Consider the following 18362-nt stretch of genomic DNA (forward strand, 5'->3'; position numbering starts at 1 on the left):
ACGTGCATGGGATCGTTGCCGGCTGGTGACATATTAACGGCTATTAACGCTTAAGGTTGCAGCTGTCGCTTCACAGGCTCGTGCGTCAGACGAGGGTTTCGCCGGTACCGGTCTTGCGCCGGTTCAAAAAGCGCGGGCGACGACCCGCCTCGGCGGCCAGTTTCCGTCTGCCGGTCGCATTGCCGAGGGCCACGCCATCGACCTGCTGGGAGTATGGCAGGAGGCTGCCGTCACCGGCGCGGATGAAGAGCGGCAGGCGAAGCTTGCGCCCCCAGTTCTGCCATTCGGCGACGACGTTGTGGTTGCCCTCTTCCTCGAAGACCCGGTAGTTGAGCTCGGGATCGCCATGGATGAGCTCGATCGCACTCGTGAGCTGGCCCTCCGCGGAGATGCTTGTGGAGACCGCGACCCCAACATATTCGGTGACGGGCACCTTGATCTTGATCGCCACGCCGCTCTTTTCGAGCATTTTCCGGACGGTGACGGTGTTCACCGGATCCTTGGGGCCATTGTCGTTGGCCGGACCGAACCGCGGCGCGAGCCGACCAGCGGCGCCCTTACCCTTGCCTGCACCCAACATCATGATGACCGTCGATCCCTCGATCGCAACGCCACGAACCATCTTTGCCTCACTGTCAACTTTCGAGAGCTTGTTGTCGGCCGCTCTCTTTTCGATGGACCCAATCTAGCCCCGCCCATTGCCCGGCGGCTTAAGAAACTCGGTTAAGTTTGCGTTGGTTTTGAAGAGGGTTAGCGGGATCTCACCCTCTGCAAGGCACAGTTAAACAATCCGCGCAGGACCCCGTTTACTATGCCCGGCGGCAAGCGCCGCACCGTCCTTGAGGAGGGGAATCGCGACGCCGGGTACAGTTGATCCAAATTGAGCAGCTGCCGTCTTTTTGCCACAGGAGAGTCCAAATGCGTGGCAATTGCCGTAATTGGCCTCGCGGAGAGCCCGTGACTCGTGCGATATAAGTCGTGGGGGCACCGCAACTTTGGAGAAGCAAGTGAAGAAGCATCTTATGCTGTCCGCTGCGCTCGTCACAGGCCTCCTCGGCACCGCAGCGCAGGCGGCTGATTTCGGCGTCTACCCCGCTCCGGTGGAGCCGGTCTACGTGCCCCAAAGCTATGATTGGACCGGCTTTTACGTCGGCATCAATGGCGGCTATGGCGGCGGCGTGATGGAGCATCCCTACTTGGTCTACGGAGAGGACGAACCAACCCCTGCGTTGGCGCCCTTGAGCGTCGGCACGATACCGGATGCCCCACCGGGCACGATCGGGATCATCGGCGGCAGCGCAGATGTAACCTCTGGCGGCTTCGTGGGCGGCGCTCAAATCGGCTATAATCACCAATGGGACCAGTTCGTGCTCGGCATAGAGGCCGACATCCAGGGCAGCACGATCGACGGACGGGTTTCTGCCGACGCGGAATTTCTCGAAGACTTCCTCCTGCCCGAAGGCAGCGCACTCTCCTTTGACGCGGGCAGTCGGCTCGATTGGTTCGCGACACTTCGTCCGCGGCTCGGTTACGCCCATGATCGCTTCATGGTCTACGTCACCGGCGGTCTCGCTTGGGGGCAGGTCACCTCTTCGATCAACGGCGAGTTCAGCATTGGCGAGGACGATTCCGAAAGCGAACCCTTCAGCGTCTCCGAGACGACCCAACGCATCGGGTGGACCGTGGGGGGCGGCATAGAATATGCGCTGCTCGACAACGTCACTTTCAAGACCGAGTACCTCTACACCAATCTCGGCCAGGAAGAGTTGTTCAACCTCGAGTTGGGGGAATTTGGTCTGGTGATGGATTCTGCCGTCTCCTTCCATACCGTCCGGGCCGGTCTCAATTTCCGGTTCTGATCTCGTAGGGCCCGGCCGGTGCTTCGGCCGGGCCCTCCTCTCCCATGGCGAAAGCCGACTTGCACCCTCAGGATGCGCGGCCTAGAAGGACGCTGCCTTTCCCTTCGGATGCATCATGGCCGGCGCCTTTTCCACGACAGCGGAAGACGATCTGGAATTGCTGCGCGCAAGCGCGGTGACCGCCGGCATCATTGCCTCGGGCTATTTCCGGCGCGAGCTTAAGACTTGGACGAAGGAAAACGCCTCGCCGGTCAGCGAGGCTGATATCGTGCTCGACCGGTTTCTGATGGCGCAATTGCTCGGCGCCCGTCCGGACTATGGCTGGCTCAGCGAGGAAACGGCCGATACCGATGCCCGTCTTTCGCGAAACCGGGTCTTTGTCGTCGATCCGATCGACGGCACACGCGGGTTCATCCGAGGCGAGGACAGCTGGACGGTTTCACTCGCCGTCGTCGAGGATGGACGGGCGGTCGCGGGGGTCGTCTACGCTCCCGCGCGCGACGAGATGTACGATGCATTCGAGGGCGGAGGGGCTCGGCTCAACGGAGCATCGATCGAACCGACCGTTCCGACAGGCCGCACGGCGCCGCTGATCCCGGCGCCGGGCGCCGTCCACCAGCAATTGCAGGCCGAAGGGCTCGATTATGCCCGGGGCCCGGCCTACCCATCGCTAGCCTATCGGCTGGTGCAGGTGGCAACGGGCAAGCTCGATGCAGCAGTGGCCAGGCGGGGCGCGCAGGACTGGGACATTGCAGGCGCGGCCATCATCCTTGCGGAAGCCGGCGCCGACTTCGAAGACGTCTGCTCGGGCCCGCCGGTCTTCAACCGGCCGGAGGTGCGCCATGGCGCCCTTGCCGCGCTCGGGCATGACTGGCTGAAGCCGGTCTTGCACTCGGCATTGCGGCACGTATATGGATGCCCCGAAAGCCCCGACCCCGAACGGAGGACACCGTGACCGCCACCGCCCAAGGCAATTCCCAGGCCCAGCTTCTTCACCTCGTGATCGGTGGAGAGCTCTCGAACCTCGATGGCGTGACCTTCAAGGATCTCACCGAGGTCGATATCGTCGGCGTCTTCCCCAATTACGCCTCGGCCTATGCGGTCTGGAAGCAGAAGGCGCAGCTGACGGTCGATAACGCCGAGATGCGCTATTTCATCGTTCACCTGCACCGGCTGCTTGATCCCCAGACCGATCCGCGTTGACACCCTCGCCCGGCCCGGACGGGCCAGCGGAAAGCCGCGGGCTCATCGACGCGCTCTGGCTGCGCCGCCTTGTCGGGCGGCTTCTGGCGCTCTACACGCGCTTCGTGCGCCGCACTTCCCGCATCGTCGATGAACCCTCCGACCTGCGCGCCCGGTCGGCAGCGCTCGAACCGGCGATCTACGTCTCCTGGCACGCCAATATCCTCGCGATACCGCTGATTGTCCCCGATCCCAAGCGGGTCGTGGCGCTTGCCTCCCCGCACCCGGACGGACAGATCGCCGCCGAATATGGCCGCGCCTTCGGCATGACCGCCGTGCTCGGCACGGGAATGAGCTTCAAGCAGGTGCATGGAACGGGCGGCATGGCCGGTTTCCGCAACCTGCTGCGGGGATTGCGTGACGGCAGATCGGTCTATCTCTGCGCCGAAGTGCCGCCGGTGCCCGGCCGCGCCGTTTCGAAAGGCGTGATCGCCCTTGCCCGGAAATCTGGACGACCGCTCGTGCCCCTGGCCGCAGCAAGCTCGCGCCGGACGATCATCGAGCGCCTCTGGGACAGGATGCAGATCAACCATCCAGGATCGCTGATCGTGACGATGATGGGCGAGCCTCTCGAGGTCGGACCGGAAATGGACGACGAGACCGCCGCCGCAACACTGAAGGCCCGTCTAGACGCGCTCTACGCCGAAGCACTGGCGCGCGCGGACCGCTGACGCCGACGATGCTCGAGGACCCCGAGCACGGCCTCGAGCGTGCCGGTACCACCCACCCGCTCCCGACCGATCGCCGCACGGCGCGCCCGATCCTCCGGATCGGAAAGCAGATGCGACAGGGATCCGGCCAAAGCCTCTGGTGTCGGGGCGACTGCGATCCGCCCGGGCCCGAAGAGCGCGGATTCTGCCTCAAAGCGGCTATGCCGCTCGGTCGCTCCGCGAAAGCCGATGACAGGAACCCCTGATCCCATCGCCTGAATGGCCGCCGTGCCGGATAGGGCAAGCGCGGCGTCGGAGGCCTCGAGGAGATTGCCCAGCGCCCGGCCACGCACGAGATGGATGAGCAAGTCCTCGTCTTCGAGACTGCCCAGGCCATCGCCTGTCCCGCCAGCGGCGAATGTCAGCCCAGTAGCCGAAGCGAGTGTTTCCGGATCGAGCGTGCCGGCCAGCGCGAGGAAGACATCTGGACGTTGGGCGGCGGGCAGCAGGCGGAGGGCGGCCGCGAATAGAGCGAAATTCTCGGGGGCGTCGCCGCGGCTACCGGGCAGGAGCGTCACCGCATGCGGGCTGGAGCGGTGCGCCGAGGCATCGAAATTGCCCCGCGGCACCGTGTCAAGCATCACATTGCCATGGCAGGAGGCTGCGCCGCCGGCCCGGTTCAGCACCGCAGCGAGTTCGGGGCTGCGCGAGAAGACGTGGCGGGCGGTTCTGAGCACGAGCCTCTGTTCGAGCCAGCCATAGGGTCGCCCGAAGCCGGTCTTGTAGACGTCGAGAAACAGCACCTCGCGGTGCCCGGCGAGCCAGAGCGCGATGATCCCGAGGCTGTCGCCGACCACCACGATGTCGTCATGGCGATTGCGGAGCGTGCGCAGAAAGCGGAGCCCGGCGACGAGCCTTCCGATGGCGCCGCCCCGCAGATCCGCGCGAAGCGAGCCCCGATGGACGCGGGACCCCTCTGACGGCAGGACGGCACGGGGCCCGACGATCGGGCAGACGCCCTGATAGGCGGCGCCGCTGCCGATGGTCGGATAGGCTTCAGCGGTGATACCGGCCGGCAGGCGCCGCACGAGTTCGGCGCCGATGGCGTCCTCGCCATGGCCGTTGGACAGGATCAGGACGCGGTAATCCGCGCCGTCCTGCACCTCAGCCGAGCCCGTGGCGGGTATAGGCCTCGTGTGCTGCCTGCGCATCGGCATAGGCTTCCTGCCGATCGACGTTCCAATAGGCGAGCTCATCGAGCGGGATCGATGCGCCCGTGATCGCGCAGCGGACGAAATTGCCCGGACGGATCACGACGTAATCGCCATCGAGATAACGGATCTGTGCCTCGGTCGGGCCGAAGCCCTTGTCGAATATGTTCATCTGCTGGGCCCTTTTCTGGCCTTCATATAGTAGGGCGGCGCGTCGCTCAAAAGAGGGTTTGCTGCCCGGCTTCGGGGACCGCGCCGGATTTCTTGCGCCGTACGGGCGAGGCTGGCGCACCTGCAATCGTCGCGCCGATCTCGCCATCGGCAAATTCGATGCTGATGGTGTCGCCGGGGGCGAGCGATCCCCGAGCGCGTACGATCTCTCCCTCGGCATCGGTCACGAGGGCGAAACCGCGCGCCAGCACATTGCGGTAGCTGTAGGACGCAAGGAGCTGCCCAAGCGTGTCGAGCCGCTCCCGCCGCTGCCCGATGGCGGGGCGGTGAGCGGCCACAAGACGATCGGCCAGGGGCGCAAGACGCGCCCTCGCATGGCGGATCTCGCCCTCGAGCGCGCGGGTGGAAAGCCCTGCCGCGATGGTACGCAGGCGGTTGTCGCGCCTCTCTATACAAAGCGTCAGACCGGCATCGCTCCGACGGCCGGCGTCGCCGAGCCGCCGGGAGAGCTCTGCGGTCCGCTGGCGCAGCAGCAGCGGGGACAGGCGCGGGCTGACGCGGTTGAGCTCGATGGTCTTGCGCTGGCCGGCATGGCGGAGCGCCGCGAGCAGGTTCACCCCCGCATGATCGAGCCTTTGGCGTGCTTCGGTGACGAGATCGGCTGGCCGCGGCAGACCCGCCGATGCGGCGCGCAGGCGATCGCGCAGGCTTGCGGCGATACGACGGGCCGCGCTGCGTTGGCGCTGTCCCTGATCCTCGACATAGCCGATAAGCTCGGAGCGCACCGGAACGGCCGCCTCGGCCGCAGCGGTCGGCGTCGGCGCGCGCATGTCCGCGGCGTAATCGACGAGCGTGGTGTCGGTCTCATGCCCTACGGCGGAAATGACGGGGATCGCGCTTGCAGCGATGGCCCGGACGACCGCTTCCTCGTTGAAGCCCCAGAGATCCTCGATCGATCCCCCGCCGCGCGCCACGATCAGCAGGTCGGGTCTCGGGATTGAGCCGTTGGCCTCGAGGGCGTTGAACCCCTCGACGGCTGTAACGACTTCGGGGGCGCAGGTTTCGCCCTGAACGCGCACCGGCCAGACGAGGACGTGGCTCGGGAACCGGTCATCGAGACGGTGGAGGATGTCGCGGATGACGGCGCCGGTGGGCGAGGTGATGACCCCGATCACGCGCGGCAGATAGGGCAGCGGCCGCTTGCGCTCGCGGTCAAAAAGGCCCTCGGCCTGGAGCTTGCGGCGGCGCTCCTCGAGCAGCGCCATCAGCGCGCCGGCGCCTGCCGGCTCGAGCGCCTCGATCACGATCTGGTATTTGGAAGAGCGCGGGAAGGTGGTGAGCCGGCCCGTCGCGATCACCTCGAGCCCCTCCTCGGGCTTGAAGCGCAGTCTTGCGAAATTGCCCTTCCAGACCACTGCATCGATGCAGGCTCCGGCATCCTTCAGCGTGAAATAGGCGTGTCCCGAGGCGTGCTGGCCGCGAAAGCCCGAGATTTCGCCGCGCACCCGGACGTAGCCGAAGCTCTCCTCGACGGTTCTCTTCACCGCATTGGAAATCTCGGTGACGGTGAACTCGGCGGCGTTGGTCAGGATATCGGTCATGCCAGAGAGGTGCGCCATGCGGCGGGCGGGGTCAAGGGGCGGGTCAGCGCCGGCCGAAGAGCCGCTCGATGTCGCGCTTCTTGAGTTCGACGTAAGTCGGGCGTCCGTGGATGCACTGGCCCGAATGCGGGGTCGCTTCCATTTCCCGCAAGAGCGCATTCATCTCCTCGGGGCGCAACCGACGCCCCGAGCGTACCGAACCGTGGCAAGCCATGCGCGCGATCACCGCATCGAGCCGTCCAGACAGCGCCGCGGGATCTCCCCATTCAGCCAGGCCATCGGCAAGGTCCCGGATCAACGGACCGATCTCGGTGCGACCGAGGAGCGCGGGCGTCTCACGCACGGCGATGGCGCTCGGCCCGAAGCGCTCAATGTGGAGGCCGAGTTGGGCCAGCGTTGCGGCGGCGTCCTCGAGCCGCGCGCAATCGTCCTCGGCGAGCTCGACGATTTCGGGGATCAGCTGGAGCTGGCTCGCGACGGGGCCCGAAGCGAGTTGCGCCTTGAACCGCTCATAGACCAGCCGTTCATGGGCGGCGTGCTGATCGATGAGAAGGAGCCCGTCCCCGGTCTGGGCGACGATGAAATTCTCGAACATCTGGGCGCGCGCGGTGCCGAGCGGAAAGTCCTGCTCTTCCTGGCCCGCGGCTGCAGGAGGTTCGGGCTCGAAGCGCGCGCTCGGTTCGGAAAGGCCGATCCAGGCTGGCGGCGTTATGGAAGGGCGACTGAAGGATGCCGGGGTCGTGGCTGCTGAGCTCCGCCAGGCATCGCCCTCTTGAGACGTCGATGGAGACGGAGCATCGGCGAATTCGGGGACGCGGAAGGCTTCGACCAGGGTTTCGGCAGCGGATGCGGCACGGAACCCTGCGGCCCCCAGCGCCTCCGAGATGGCCCTGATCACGGCAGAGCGCACCGCGCCTCCGTCGCGAAACCGCAGCTCGGCCTTTGCCGGATGGACGTTGACGTCGACTTCGCCCGGATCGATGGCGAGAAAGAGCGCGATCACCGGAAACCGATCGCGGAAAACGAAATCTGCATAGGCCGCGCGCACCGCGCCCAGCAGCACCTTGTCGCGCACCGAACGCCCATTCACGAAATAGAACTGGGACAACGAATTGGCGCGCGTATAGGTCGGCAGGCCCGACAGGCCCGCTACGACGACGCCGTGCCGGCTCAAGCCCAAAGGCACGGCATTGTCGCCGAAATCGGTGCCCATCACCTGCGCGAGGCGCGCCGCGAGTGCGCCGTCGCCCCGTGCGGCGGGCCAGTTCTGCGCCGTCCGATCCGCACCTTCGAGCCGGAAATGGATTTCGGGATTGGCCATGGCGAGGCGGCGCATCACGTCCGTGATGGCGGCGGCCTCGGCGCGCTCGGACTTCAGGAATTTGCGGCGCGCGGGAATGGCGGCAAAGAGATTGCGGACTTCGACGATGGTGCCCCGGTTCATCGCCTGCGGCAGCGGGCCGCGCCGTTCCCCGCGCAGGATCTCGAGCTTCAGCCCAGTCTCGGCGCCTGCCGGGCGCGAGCATATGGACAACTCCGAGACGGCGCCGATCGAGGCCAGGGCCTCGCCACGAAAACCGAGCGTCCTGATGTCTTCGAGCGTATCTTCGGTCAGTTTCGAGGTCGCATGGCGCTCCACCGAAAGGACGAGATCGGCGCGGTCCATGCCGATGCCGTCATCCTCGATGCGGATGAGCGAAATCCCGCCTCCACCCGTCGTCACGACGATCCGCCCTGCGCCTGCATCGATGGCATTCTCGACCAGTTCCTTGACCACGCTGGCCGGCCGCTCGACCACCTCGCCGGCGGCGATGCGGTTGACCAGATCGTCGGGCAGTTGCCGGATGGGCATAGGCGATTCTCCTTCGGGCAAAGGATACGCGCCGGGCCGCCTATCGTGAATGCTGAATGGCATTTGTCCCGCGGCACTTCGAAAGGCCTCTCCGATTTGCGCCAGGCGCCGCGATTGACTATTGAGCGGTGACCCAGGGACCTGCCAAGCACAAATGCCGTTGACGCCCTCCCCCATGGAGCTCGCTCTAGACCTCGCCCGGCAGGCCGCCGCGGCGGGTGAAGCGCCTGTGGGTGCCGTGGTGATGGAGGGTGACCGGGTACTTGCGGCGGAGGCCAACCGCATGCGGGCGCTGGGAGACCCGACGGCCCATGCCGAAATGCTTGCCATCAGGGCGGCGCTTGCAGAACGAGGAACGGGGCGCCTCGATGGCTGCGACCTCTATGTCACCCTCGAGCCATGCGCGATGTGCGCGGGCGCCATCGCCCATGCGCGACTGCGCAGGCTCTATTACGGCGCCGAGGACATGAAGGCCGGGGCCGTCGACAATGGCATACGGCTTTTTTCTCAAAAGACCTGTCACCACGCCCCTGAGGTCATTTCCGGGATCGGCGAGGCGGCGTCGGCGTCTCTCCTCAGAGACTTTTTTGCTGCGCTAAGATGAATGCCTCGACCTTGCGGCCGAGCTGGCGCTTGAAGTTGTCCTTGTCCTTGCGGGCATGCTCGATGATCTCCCGGACCCGCCAGAACTCGAGCGCGCCGAAGCTCTGGACACGCGGACGGACATAGACGTCGGGCGGATAGGCGGCCATCATCTGTGCGGTGAGCGAATGCATCATGATCTGCGCAGAGCCGAACCAGACGTCGAGCATGCGGTGGTCGGTCTTGCCGATGAGCTCAGAGGGCTCGCCATTCACATCGATGCCGACGAGAATGTCGGTATCGATGTCTGCCTGATCGAGCGGCAAGGGGTTGACCACCCCGCCATCGACGAGGAGGTGATTGGCGAAAGCCACGGGCTTGAAAAGGCTCGGAATGGCGATCGAACCGGCAATGGCATCCCGCAACGGGCCTTCGTTGAACACCGTCTGGTGCCAGGACTGGAAATCGGTCGCAACGACGTAGAGCGGCACCTTGAGGTCACGGAACTCAGCGGGAAAGCTGTCGGGCAGGAAATTCTCGACGATGCGCGTCGCATCGAGCTGCACGTTGAAGCCGTTCTGGATCAGCCCGCCCAGATTGCGGATCTGGGCGGCCCAGAGCCGCGAGGCGATGACCTTCATGGTGCCAAGCACGTCACAGGCATGGTCGTGAAGCTCGGCGCCCGTCATGCCGTTCGCCCAGCCCGCACCGATGAGCGCGCCGATCGAGGTGCCTGAAATGACCGAGGGCCTGAGGCCCATCTCATCCATGGCTTCGATATAGGGAATGTGAGTCAGGCCCCGCGCCGCGCCCCCGCCGAGCGCAACGCCGATGCGCGGCTCGGCCGCTGCGAGACGCCGCTTCTGCAGGGGCGTGCCGCCATTGCGCAGACGATCCACGATCGCCTGCCCCCGTTCTTCGATCGGGGTGCGCTTGCGCTTTTCTGTAGGCTGGCGTTTCACGCTGGGGCCGGGCGGTTGGTCGGGAACACGCCCAATATCGGACTAGGCCTTTTCGCGTGCAAGAGCGCGCCACCCGATATCGCGCCGGCAAAAGCCCTCGGGCCAATCTATGGTTTCTATTCTGCGATAGGCGCGGGCCTGCGCCGCAGCGACACTCGATCCAAGCGCGGTGACGTTGAGGACGCGTCCACCATTGGCGAACACCCGGTCGCCATCCCGCTTCGTGCCAGCATGAAAGACGATGCAGTCGGGCTCGTCATTGCCATCGAGACCCCTTATCTCGGTGCCCTTCTCGTAGCTGCCCGGATAGCCCTCTGCCGCCATCACCACCGTCAGCGCGGTATCGGGCCGCCAGCGCGGCGTGACCGTACCGAGCTCACCGCGGGCAGACGCTTCGAGGATGTCGAGCAGATCGCTTTGCAGCCGCAGCAGCAGCACCTGGCACTCGGGATCGCCAAAACGGGTGTTGAACTCGATGAGCCTGGGGCCCTGATCGGTGATCATGAGCCCGGCAAAGAGCACCCCCGAGAACGGGGTTCCGTGCGCAGCCATCCCCGCGATGGTCGGGGCGATGATCTGCGAGCGGGCCATCTCGAGCATCTGCGGGGTCATTGCGGGGGCCGGCGAATAGGCGCCCATGCCGCCGGTATTGGGGCCGGTATCGCCATCGAAAGCCCGCTTGTGGTCCTGGGCGGATTCGAGGATCACGAAATTCTTGCCATCGGCCACCGCAAAGAGGCTCACCTCCTCGCCCACGAGGCATTCCTCGATCACGACCTCCGCGCCCGCTGCGCCAAACGCGCCCGAGAAGCATTCGCGGATCGCCGCCTCCGCGGCCTCCAGCGTTTCGGCGACGGTCACGCCCTTGCCTGCAGCAAGCCCATCGGCCTTCACCACGATCGGCGCGCCCTGCGACCGGACATAGTCGAGCGCGGGGCCTTCGCTGTCGAAGCGGGCATAGGCGGCGGTCGGGATGTTCATTTCGTCGCAGAGGGCCTTGGTGAAGGCCTTCGAGCCTTCGAGCTGGGCCGCTGCGCGGGACGGGCCGAAGACGAGAATCCCCGCTGCCCGCAGATCGTCCGAGAGCCCGTTGACGAGCGGCAGTTCCGGACCGATCACCACCAGATCGATCGCGTTTTCGCGGCAGAAGGCGGTGACCGCATCATGGTCGGCCGGGTCGACCGGCGCCGTCTCGGCAAGCTCGACCGTCCCGCCGTTTCCCGGCGCAACGAAGAGCTTATCGCAACGGGGCGAGCGTGCGAGTGCCCAGCAGAGGGCATGCTCGCGACCACCCGATCCGATCACCAGAATGTTCATCGCCTCGCTCCGTCAGCTATCCTCGGGCCGCAACAAGTGGATGGCGGCCGCTCCATACACGCGCCGGTCTTCAAGCACGAAACCCGGGCCCGGGTCGAGGTCGACATCCGCGCTTTCCTCGAGGACGATGAGCGCGCCGGGCGCGAACCAGCCACCTCCCCGCGCGCTTGCAAGCGCCTTCTCGCCCAGACCCTGCCCATAGGGCGGATCGAGAAAGACGAGATCGAACGGCCCCATCGTGCCGGCGGCACCAAGGCTCGTCGCATCGCGGCGGAGGAGCTTGGCAATGCCCGCGGCCCCGAGAGCCTCGATGTTGTCGCGGATCAGGCCCCGCGCTTCTGCGCCGATGTCGACGAAGACCGCGCCCGATGCGCCGCGCGAGATCGCCTCGAGCCCCAGAGCGCCGGTCCCCGCGAAGAGATCGAGCACCTGCATGCCTTCAAGATGCGGGCCGAGCCGGCTCGCGATGATGTTGAAGAGCGATTCGCGCGCCCGGTCGGAGGTGGGCCGGATGCTGTCATCGCTCGGCGAAAGCAGCGCCTTGCCGCGGAACCGTCCTGCGATGATGCGCACGGGTCAGCTCTTGGGACGGGGCGGGCGCGGGCTGCGCGGCTTGCCCCCGGGTCCAGCCGGGCGGGATGCGCCGCCGCCCGGGCGCGCTCCACCCGGTTTGCCGGCAAAGCTGCGCCCGGCGGGCTTGCCGCCGAAGCTCTTGCCACCGGGTTTGTCGCCGAAGCTACGGCCGCCCGGCTTGTCGCCAAAACTCTTTCCGCCAGGCTTGTCCCCGAAGGGACGCGAACCGCCCGGCTTGCCGGCGAAGCTCTTTCCCGCGGGCCGCGGCCCACGGGGGCGCTCGGTGTCGCCGGTGCGCGGAGTGGTCCCGAAATCACCGCGAGGCTTCCCGGCAAATTTCGGCTTGCCCGCGAAAGCGGGACGCTCGTCGCCATCACGACGCGGCCGATCGGCATAATTGCGCGCCGGCCGATCGCCACCCTCGCGCGGAGGACGCGGGGCATAGGCACGCTTGGGACGATCGGCACCATCAGCCGGCGCGCGGTCGCCGAAATCGCGCTTGGGACGATCGGAGAAGTCTCGCTTGGGACGATCGGCGAAATCACGCTGCGGACGATCCCCGAAGCTGCGCTTTGGCCGATCCGCACCATCACGCGGGGCCCGATCTGAGAAATCACGCTTGGGGCGATCGGAAAAATCGCGCCGCGGCGCGCCGCCATCGGCACGCGCGGGTCGATCCGAAAATTCGCGTTTCGGGCGGTCGGAGAACTCACGCCGTGGCCGGTCGGCACCATCGCGCGCCGGCCGGTCGGAGAACGGACGCTTGGGGCGGTCGCCAAATGCAGGACGGTCGCCATCGTCACGGCGCGGCCGGTCGCCGCTCGCACGCTGGCCGGGGCCGCCCGGACGATCGCCGCCCTTCTCGAATTTCGGCTTCTTGCCGTAGGTCTTGGCGACGAAATCCTCGGACTCGCGGCCATCCTCGAAATGGACGCGACGCGCCGGAGCGTCGTCAACCGCCTCCTCGCGTCGCGGCTTCAGCGGCGCGGGCCGCCCCCCGCTGCGCCCGGGACGGTCCTGACGCGGACGCTCGGCGCGCACTTCCTCGATGGATTTTTCCGCCCGGTCGGTGAAGCGGAAGCGCTGATTGGCGATCTCGACCGTGTTGGTGCCGCGCCCCGTCTCACGATCGCGCACCGGCCGCGCTTTGAGGGCGCGCTCAGGCAGTTCGCTATCGAAATCGACGCCGGCCTCCTCGGCAAGGCGCTTGCCGAGCTGGTCGCGCAGCACCCGGGCCTTGACCGTCTCGATCGCGCCGATCGGAAGCTCGCCGAGCTGGAATGGGCCGTAGCTGATTCGGATGAGCCTGTTGACCTGGAGCCCGAGCGCCCCAAGCACGTTTTTCACCTCGCGGTTCTTGCCTTCGCGCAGCGCCATCTGCAGCCAGACATTGGAACCCTGCTCGCGCTCCAGCGTCGCCTCGATCGCGCCATAGCGGATGCCCTCGATCTCGATGCCGTTCTTGAGGGTATCCAGATCCGCCTGGGTCACCTTGCCATGGGCGCGCACGCGATATTTGCGCAGCCAGCCGGTCGCGGGCAGTTCGAGTACGCGCTTCAGCCCGCCATCATTGGTGAGCAGAATCAGGCCTTCTGTGTTGATGTCGAGCCGGCCGATGGTGACGACACGCGGCAGCCCGTGCTGTTCGAGCGCCTCGAAGATCGTGGTGCGCCCTTCGGGGTCCTTCTCGGTCACCACGAGGCCCGCAGGCTTGTGATAGAGCCAGACGCGGGTGCCCTGGCGCGCCGCGAGGGGAGCGCCATCAACCTTGATCTCGTCGCGGTCGGTCACATTGAAGGCAGGCGTGCGGATCGTCTTGCCGTTGACGGCGACGCGGCCATCCTTGATCCAGCCCTCGGCGTCGCGGCGCGAGCAAAGCCCGGAGCGCGCGATGATCTTGGCCAGCCTGTCTCCGGCGGGCGATGCGTTGAGGGGCTCGTTCATTTCGGTGTCTCCTGCGGGACCTCGAGGGTCGGCGCATCAGTGTTCGGGGTATCTTGAAGCAAAAGGCCCGTCGGCATGCCGGCGGGCCGAAAGTCGGTAATGGCGCGTCGGCTCAGCGCGAGGCGAGCGCGGCGCGCACCTCGGCGGGGCAGGACGGATCGCTGATCGGCACGAGCTGACCGCTCGGCGCGAGACAGACCGTGTCCTGGCCGCCAACGGTGGTGAAATAGCGATCGGGCGGCAGGTAGAGCGGACGCGGGCCGGTGCCGACCTGGGCTGCGGTCATCCGCGCGGTCAGTTGCCTTGTCTCCTGCTCGGTCAGCGGACGACCTGCCAGAGTACGGGCATCGACGACGCGGGCATTGCGCAGGCGCTGCAGGTCCGCCTCTGTCAGATTGCTGGCATCGATCTGCACCCGGTCGCTGTCGGCGGGCAGCATATCGGTGCGCGCCTGCTGGGGCGCCGGAAGGCTCGCGGTCTGGCGCGGCAGGACGAGCGGCGCACGGCGCTGGCCGGTCTCTTCCTTTTCGTCGCGCTCGAGCATCCCCACACCGCGCAGGGTCTCGGACATCACTTCGCGCTCGAAGGTGCCGATGTCGGTCAGCGCATTGGTGCCCTCGACGGTCGTGCATGCGCCGAGCGCAAGCGCGGCGACGAGAATGGACACGCCAAGACCGGTGCGGGCGAGCGCGTTCGCTTTCGGTCCGCGCCCCATGGATTGATTGCTCATCGAACTTCCCTTTGTCCCCGCCCCCGGCGTCCACCCCCGAGGGTCGGCAGCCGCATTGGCTCTATAGCGCATCGAGGCCACTAAGACCAGATTCTGGCAGCAATGCGTTTACGCTTCCTTTGGCTTTCGCCTCGGGCGGCCGAAGCCCAGCACATCGAGGAGCAGAAAGCCCACGCCTAGGGTGATCGCAACATCGGCTATGTTGAAGATGTAGAAGGAATAGCCCTGCCAGTGAAAGTGAAAGAAATCGGCGACCGCGCCGTAAATCACCCGATCGATCAGGTTGGAAAGCGCCCCCCCGATGATCAGCATGAGCCCCGTCCTGACGATGGTGGTGTCGCCCCTGAGCCACCAGATGCTGAGCCCGACGATCGCCGCGACCATGATCAGCGACAGGCCCCAGACCGGCATGGACCCGAAGAGCCCGTAGGATATGCCGGTGTTCCAGACGAGGACGTAGTCGAAAAAGCCGGTGACCTGCTGCACTTCCCCCCCTGTCCAGCCGGTCGGGGACATGGGCAGGCGCGCAAAGATGTCGCCGCCCACGCAACGGGTGGCGCCGATCTCGATACAGTCGGCACTCACCTGAACGAATTTGTGAATCCGGTCGAGCCCGAAGACAAGGAGCCCGACGAGGATGCTTATGGTCGCCGAGCGCCGCGCCTCGTCCGTCACGCCGCGAGCCCCGCGGCCTGACGTTCGCGCATGGCCTGTGCGTCGCGCAGCGACAGATCGGGGAACTCGGGATCCGAACCAACCTCGGGCAGGATGCGCCAGGAGCGCGCGCAGCGCGTGCCCTCGGCGAGCGCCGGCACGACCGCAACGCCGGGAACCTCCTCGAGGGTGAAGGCGCCCTCGGGAGCCGCGCCCTCCTCCACGGCGATCGCAGAAGTGATCGCGATTTCGGCGAGGTCTGCACCTTCAAGGGCCGCCAGGAGATGCGGGTCGCTGACATAGACGCGCGGCGCGGCCTCGAGCGAGGAGCCGATGCGCTTTTCGCGTCGCTCGATCTCGAGCGCCCCGGTCACGACGCGGCGCACCTGGCGAATGCGCGCCCACTTGGCCGCTACCGCCTCGTTGCGCCACTCGGAGGGCACTTCGGGGAAAAGCCGCAAATGGACCGAGGAGTCATCGCCAGGGAAGCGTTCGAGCCAGGCCTCTTCCATGGTGAAGACGAGGATCGGCGCGAGCCATGCCGTGAGGCATTCGAAGACCTTGTCGAGCACGGTCAGGCTCGAACGCCTGCGCACCGAGGAAATCGGATCGCAATAGAGTGCGTCCTTGCGGATATCGAAATAGAACGCCGAGAGGTCGATGTTCATGAAGTTGGAAAGGCTTGCCACCACGCGCTTGTAGTCATAGCCGAGATAGGCCTCGCGCACGGTGCGGTCGAGGTTAGCCAGCCGATCGAGGATCAGCCGCTCGAGCTCGGGCATGTCGGCCAGCGCCACGGCCTCCTCGGGCCGATAATGGGCGAGATTGCCGATGAGCCAGCGCAGCGTGTTGCGGAGCTTCCGGTAGCTCTCGACGGTCGTCTGGATGATTTCCTTGCCCAGACGCTGGTCTTCGGAATAGTCGACCGAAGCGGTCCAGAGCCGCAGGATGTCGGCGCCGAACTGCTTGATCACGTCCTGGGGCGCAACAGTATTGCCCAGGGACTTGCTCATCTTGCGGCCTTCGCCATCCATGGTGAAGCCATGGGTCAGCACTGCCTCATAGGGCGCGCGACCGCGCGTCCCGCAGCTTTCAAGGAGCGAGGACTGGAAGAAGCCGCGGTGCTGGTCCGACCCTTCGAGATAGAGCGAGGCGGGCCACTGCAGTTCGGGCCATTTCTGCTGGTTCTCGAGCACGAAGGCGTGGGTCGAGCCCGAATCGAACCAGACATCGAGGATGTCGGTCACCTGGTCATACGCCTCGGGATCATGCTCGGGCGCAAGGAAGCGCGCCTTGGCGCCGTCCTTGTACCAGGCGTCGGCGCCCTCGGCCTCGAAGGCTTCGGCGATACGGGCGTTGACCGCCTCGTCACGCAGCACGTCTGCGGTCTCGCGATGAACGAAGACGGTGATCGGCACGCCCCAGGCGCGCTGGCGCGACAACACCCAATCGGGCTTGGTCTCGACCATGGCGCGCAGACGGTTTTGCCCCGCCTGCGGCACGAAGCGGGTCTCGGAGATGGCCCGGAGCGCGCGATTGCGCAGCGTATCACCCGCGCCCGAACCGCCCGCGATGTCACGGTCCATATAGACGAACCATTGTGGCGTGTTGCGATAGATGATCGGCTTCTTCGACCGCCAGGAATGGGGATACTGGTGCTTTACCCGCCCGCGCGCGGCCATGGCGCCCGCTTCGGCGAGCGCGGTGATCACCCGCTGGTTGGCGTCGCCCTTCTTGCCGGCATCGTCGATGACGCGCGCGCCCTCGAAACCCGGCGCGTCCTTGGTGTAGAACCCGCCATCGTCGACGGTATAGGGGATCGCCGTCTCGATGCCGCGCTCTGCCAGCATGCGGCCCGAAGCCATCCAGATCTCGAAGTCGTCGAGCCCGTGCCCGGGCGCGGTATGGACGAAGCCCGTACCCGCATCGTCGGTCACATGATCGCCTTCGAGGAGCGGCACGGGGAACTCATAGCCGCCAGCGAAACCCTTCAGCGGATGGGCGCAGGTGATCGCTGCGAGTTCCCCTGCCTCAACGTCGGAAACGCGGCTGAACCCCGTCACCTTCGCTTTGGCGAAGAGGTCGGCGGCAAGGTTGTCCGCGATCACATAGCGCTCGCCCGTCGCCGCCCAATTGCCTTCGGGCGCCTCGGTCACTTCGTAGAGGCCGTACGCGATCTTGCCCGAATAGCTGATCGCCCGGTTGGCAGGGATCGTCCAGGGCGTCGTCGTCCAGATCAGGACGGACGCCCCCTGGTTGGCCCCCTCGAGGATCGGGAATTTCACCCAGATCGTGTCGCTCTCGTAATCCTGATATTCGATCTCGGCCTCGGCGAGCGCGGTCCGCTCGACCACCGACCACATCACGGGCTTGGAGCCGCGGTAGAGCTGGCCCGACATGGCAAACTTCATCAGCTCGCGCGCGATCTGCGCCTCGGCATCGAAGCTCATCGTCAGATAGGGGTTGTCCCAATTGCCGAGCACGCCCAGCCGCTTGAATTCGGCGCGCTGCACGTCGATCCAGTGCTCGGCAAAGCTGCGGCATTCCTTTCGGAACTCGATAACCGGCACGTCGTCCTTGTTCTTGCCCTTGGCGCGGTACTGCTCCTCGATCTTCCATTCGATCGGCAGGCCGTGGCAGTCCCAGCCGGGCACATAGGCGCTGTCATGGCCCAGCATCTGCATGGAGCGCGAGACGAGGTCCTTCAGCGTCTTGTTGAGCGCATGCCCGATATGGATGTTGCCATTGGCGTAGGGCGGGCCATCATGCAGCACGAATTTCGGCTTGCCCGCCGCCATCGCCCGCTGCCGGCCGTAAATGTCCATCTCTTCCCAGCGCGCAAGCCATGCCGGCTCCCGCGCCGGCAGGCCGGCCCGCATGGGGAACTCGGTCTGGGGCAGGAACAGGGTGGCGGAATAATCGGTCTCGGTGGCCGCGCCCGTCTGGGTGTCGTTCATGGTGCCAATTCAACTTCGGATTGATTTCGGCGCGCTTGTAGCAAGCGCGGACCGCCC

At 66.1% G+C, this 18362-nt stretch carries 17 protein-coding genes; 5 read left to right on the forward strand and 12 right to left on the reverse strand.

Annotated features, from left to right (window positions below):
* Positions 1-85 precede the first annotated feature (85 nt).
* On the reverse strand, positions 86-622 hold the full coding sequence (locus tag EMQ25_RS09985) for a DUF6101 family protein (RefSeq protein ID WP_127188431.1): 537 nt from the start codon (positions 620-622) through the stop codon (positions 86-88).
* A gap of 385 nt (positions 623-1007) precedes the next feature.
* Between EMQ25_RS09985 and EMQ25_RS09990 the strand changes: the two genes are divergently transcribed.
* The 4 genes from EMQ25_RS09990 to EMQ25_RS10005 all read left to right on the forward strand — a co-directional run bounded on the left by EMQ25_RS09990 (position 1008) and on the right by EMQ25_RS10005 (position 3772).
* Complete coding sequence (locus EMQ25_RS09990) at positions 1008-1859, forward strand: outer membrane protein (RefSeq protein ID WP_244606547.1); 852 nt, start codon at positions 1008-1010, stop codon at positions 1857-1859.
* Between the two features lie 115 nt (positions 1860-1974).
* The gene (locus EMQ25_RS09995) at positions 1975-2814 is read left to right on the forward strand and encodes a 3'(2'),5'-bisphosphate nucleotidase CysQ (RefSeq protein WP_127188432.1); all 840 of its coding nucleotides are present in this window, start codon (positions 1975-1977) and stop codon (positions 2812-2814) included.
* Positions 2811-3062: a DUF4170 domain-containing protein gene (locus EMQ25_RS10000; protein WP_244606548.1), complete on the forward strand. Its 252-nt coding sequence runs from the start codon at positions 2811-2813 to the stop codon at positions 3060-3062. The genes EMQ25_RS09995 and EMQ25_RS10000 overlap by 4 nt, the downstream gene beginning before the upstream one ends.
* Positions 3059-3772, forward strand: a complete 714-nt coding sequence (locus EMQ25_RS10005) for a lysophospholipid acyltransferase family protein (RefSeq protein WP_127188434.1) — start codon at positions 3059-3061, stop codon at positions 3770-3772. The genes EMQ25_RS10000 and EMQ25_RS10005 overlap by 4 nt, the downstream gene beginning before the upstream one ends.
* Here the strand turns inward: EMQ25_RS10005 and EMQ25_RS10010 are convergent.
* The 4 genes from EMQ25_RS10010 to mutL are packed head-to-tail and all read right to left on the reverse strand — an operon-like array spanning position 3739 to position 8586.
* The gene (locus EMQ25_RS10010; protein WP_158626026.1) at positions 3739-4962 is read right to left on the reverse strand and encodes a glycosyltransferase family protein; all 1224 of its coding nucleotides are present in this window, start codon (positions 4960-4962) and stop codon (positions 3739-3741) included. The two genes, EMQ25_RS10005 and EMQ25_RS10010, sit on opposite strands and share 34 nt — an antisense overlap.
* Positions 4916-5134, reverse strand: coding sequence for a DUF2093 domain-containing protein (locus tag EMQ25_RS10015; RefSeq protein WP_127188436.1), 219 nt, complete (start codon positions 5132-5134; stop codon positions 4916-4918). Before EMQ25_RS10015 ends, EMQ25_RS10010 begins: the two co-directional genes overlap by 47 nt.
* Before the next feature lie 46 nt (positions 5135-5180).
* A complete protein-coding gene (gene xseA / locus EMQ25_RS10020) occupies positions 5181-6734 on the reverse strand; it encodes an exodeoxyribonuclease VII large subunit (protein WP_127188437.1) in 1554 nt (517 codons plus the stop codon).
* 43 nt (positions 6735-6777) lie between these two features.
* Entirely contained in the window at positions 6778-8586 is a 1809-nt protein-coding gene (gene mutL, locus EMQ25_RS10025) for a DNA mismatch repair endonuclease MutL (RefSeq protein ID WP_127188438.1), read from the reverse strand.
* A 175-nt stretch (positions 8587-8761) separates the two neighbouring features.
* Here mutL and EMQ25_RS10030 point away from each other — a divergent pair, with 175 nt between their 5' ends.
* Positions 8762-9190 carry a nucleoside deaminase gene (locus EMQ25_RS10030; protein ID WP_342210642.1) on the forward strand — a complete coding sequence of 143 codons (429 nt, stop codon included), beginning with the start codon at positions 8762-8764 and terminating at the stop codon, positions 9188-9190.
* On the opposite strand, the gene EMQ25_RS10035 is transcribed toward EMQ25_RS10030, so the two are convergent.
* The 7 genes from EMQ25_RS10035 to ileS form a co-directional block, all read right to left on the reverse strand.
* On the reverse strand, positions 9162-10130 hold the full coding sequence (locus EMQ25_RS10035; RefSeq protein ID WP_158626027.1) for a patatin-like phospholipase family protein: 969 nt from the start codon (positions 10128-10130) through the stop codon (positions 9162-9164). The two genes, EMQ25_RS10030 and EMQ25_RS10035, sit on opposite strands and share 29 nt — an antisense overlap.
* A 42-nt stretch (positions 10131-10172) precedes the next feature.
* Positions 10173-11447 (reverse strand): phosphoribosylamine--glycine ligase, encoded by a 1275-nt coding sequence (purD, locus tag EMQ25_RS10040; RefSeq protein ID WP_127188441.1) that lies wholly within the window; start codon positions 11445-11447, stop codon positions 10173-10175.
* Positions 11448-11459: 12 nt separating this feature from the next.
* Positions 11460-12020 (reverse strand): 16S rRNA (guanine(966)-N(2))-methyltransferase RsmD, encoded by a 561-nt coding sequence (gene rsmD / locus EMQ25_RS10045; protein ID WP_127188442.1) that lies wholly within the window; start codon positions 12018-12020, stop codon positions 11460-11462.
* Between the two features lie 3 nt (positions 12021-12023).
* Positions 12024-13964, reverse strand: a complete 1941-nt coding sequence (locus EMQ25_RS10050; protein WP_244606549.1) for a pseudouridine synthase — start codon at positions 13962-13964, stop codon at positions 12024-12026.
* 112 nt (positions 13965-14076) lie between these two features.
* Positions 14077-14694, reverse strand: coding sequence for a hypothetical protein (locus EMQ25_RS10055; RefSeq protein ID WP_127188443.1), 618 nt, complete (start codon positions 14692-14694; stop codon positions 14077-14079).
* Positions 14695-14802: 108 nt separating this feature from the next.
* Positions 14803-15369 carry a signal peptidase II gene (lspA, locus tag EMQ25_RS10060; RefSeq protein ID WP_158626028.1) on the reverse strand — a complete coding sequence of 189 codons (567 nt, stop codon included), beginning with the start codon at positions 15367-15369 and terminating at the stop codon, positions 14803-14805.
* Positions 15366-18305: an isoleucine--tRNA ligase gene (gene ileS / locus EMQ25_RS10065; protein WP_127188445.1), complete on the reverse strand. Its 2940-nt coding sequence runs from the start codon at positions 18303-18305 to the stop codon at positions 15366-15368. The genes lspA and ileS overlap by 4 nt, the downstream gene beginning before the upstream one ends.
* Between the last annotated feature and the right edge of the window lie 57 nt (positions 18306-18362).

The organism is Arsenicitalea aurantiaca (assembly GCF_003994485.1).
Taxonomy (GTDB): Bacteria; Pseudomonadota; Alphaproteobacteria; order Rhizobiales; family Devosiaceae; genus Arsenicitalea; species Arsenicitalea aurantiaca.

What these genes read in the sequence shown, in the direction of transcription:
- mutL (WP_127188438.1), bottom strand. Translation starts at nt 8,586, where the DNA reads ATGCCCATCCGGCAACTGCCCGACGATCTGGTCAACCGCATCGCCGCC.
- EMQ25_RS09985 (WP_127188431.1), bottom strand. Translation starts at nt 622, where the DNA reads ATGGTTCGTGGCGTTGCGATCGAGGGATCGACGGTCATCATGATGTTG.
- EMQ25_RS10050 (WP_244606549.1), bottom strand. Translation starts at nt 13,964, where the DNA reads ATGAACGAGCCCCTCAACGCATCGCCCGCCGGAGACAGGCTGGCCAAG.
- ileS (WP_127188445.1), bottom strand. Translation starts at nt 18,305, where the DNA reads ATGAACGACACCCAGACGGGCGCGGCCACCGAGACCGATTATTCCGCC.
- xseA (WP_127188437.1), bottom strand. Translation starts at nt 6,734, where the DNA reads ATGACCGATATCCTGACCAACGCCGCCGAGTTCACCGTCACCGAGATT.
- EMQ25_RS10010 (WP_158626026.1), bottom strand. Translation starts at nt 4,962, where the DNA reads ATGCGCAGGCAGCACACGAGGCCTATACCCGCCACGGGCTCGGCTGAG.
- EMQ25_RS09995 (WP_127188432.1), top strand. Translation starts at nt 1,975, where the DNA reads ATGGCCGGCGCCTTTTCCACGACAGCGGAAGACGATCTGGAATTGCTG.
- purD (WP_127188441.1), bottom strand. Translation starts at nt 11,447, where the DNA reads ATGAACATTCTGGTGATCGGATCGGGTGGTCGCGAGCATGCCCTCTGC.
- EMQ25_RS10055 (WP_127188443.1), bottom strand. Translation starts at nt 14,694, where the DNA reads ATGAGCAATCAATCCATGGGGCGCGGACCGAAAGCGAACGCGCTCGCC.
- EMQ25_RS10015 (WP_127188436.1), bottom strand. Translation starts at nt 5,134, where the DNA reads ATGAACATATTCGACAAGGGCTTCGGCCCGACCGAGGCACAGATCCGT.
- EMQ25_RS10030 (WP_342210642.1), top strand. Translation starts at nt 8,762, where the DNA reads ATGGAGCTCGCTCTAGACCTCGCCCGGCAGGCCGCCGCGGCGGGTGAA.